The sequence below is a fragment of the Mycolicibacter acidiphilus genome (assembly GCF_018455725.1).
GTDB lineage: Bacteria > Actinomycetota > Actinomycetes > Mycobacteriales > Mycobacteriaceae > Mycobacterium > Mycobacterium acidiphilum.
The window spans coordinates 1-435 of the sequence record NZ_JAHCLR010000108.1; the positions used below are offsets into that span (position 1 = coordinate 1).

1 pseudogene is annotated in these 435 nt (G+C 72.4%); it reads right to left on the reverse strand.

The window, feature by feature from the left end:
• Positions 1–426: pseudogene (locus KIH27_RS22005) on the reverse strand (hypothetical protein); the annotation flags it as partial.
• Positions 427–435 lie beyond the last annotated feature (9 nt).

The following is a 435-nucleotide window of genomic DNA, read 5'->3' on the forward strand; positions in this document are numbered from 1 at the left end:
GGCGTCGTCCGCGGTGCCCGTCGTCCCGGCGAGGCCGTCGCCACCCTGACCACCGGCGCCACCGTCGCCGTAGAGCCAGCCGCCGGCGCCACCGGTGCCACCGGTGCCCGCAACCGTCGTGCCGATGGCGGCAACGCCTTCGCCACCAGCGCCGCCGTCACCGAACATGCCGGCGTCGCCACCGGCCGCCCCGGCGGCACCGGTGCCACCGTCACCGAACAGGAATCCGCCGTCACCGGCGTCGCCGAGCCCCATCCAGCCCAGGAGCGAGGTGTTGGTGCCGGTGAAGCCGTCGACGCCGTTGCCGATCAGGTCGCGGCCGAACAGCAGCTCCCACGGCTGGTTGATCTGAGCGAGCAGCGTGGCGTTCGACGAGTCGTCCAGCCAACTCTCGAGGTCGGTGTGCAAGGTGGTGAATGCCGCCATCGCATCCGT